Origin of the sequence: Bacillus sp. V26, from assembly GCF_034296245.1 — a bacterium.
GTDB classification, from domain to species: domain Bacteria; phylum Bacillota; class Bacilli; order Bacillales; family Bacillaceae; genus Bacillus; species Bacillus halotolerans.
Window position 1 is genome coordinate 1 of record NZ_JAXKQF010000021.1, and the last position, 324, is coordinate 324.

1 tRNA gene is annotated in these 324 nt (G+C 42.6%); it reads right to left on the bottom strand.

The window, feature by feature from the left end:
• Positions 1-203 precede the first annotated feature (203 nt).
• A tRNA-Ala gene (locus UJ203_RS20795) sits at positions 204-279 on the bottom strand.
• Positions 280-324 lie beyond the last annotated feature (45 nt).

Sequence of the window (324 nt, forward strand, 5' to 3'; positions counted from 1 at the left end):
GTCCTGAGCCAGGATCAAACTCTCCGATAAAGTAGTTTGACTGACTACGCACATCACTGTGCGATTTTATAATAAAACTTAAATTAACAGGTACGTTTTGTCTTGTTTAGTTTTCAAAGATCATTTTTTATCGCTTTGTTAAAGCAACTTTATTAGTATACAACGTCGCTTTCTCAAAGTCAACAACTTTTTTAAATCTTTTTTGGTGGAGCCTAGCGGGATCGAACCGCTGACCTCCTGCGTGCAAAGCAGGCGCTCTCCCAGCTGAGCTAAGGCCCCATAAAAATGGTCGGGAAGACAGGATTCGAACCTGCGACCCCATGG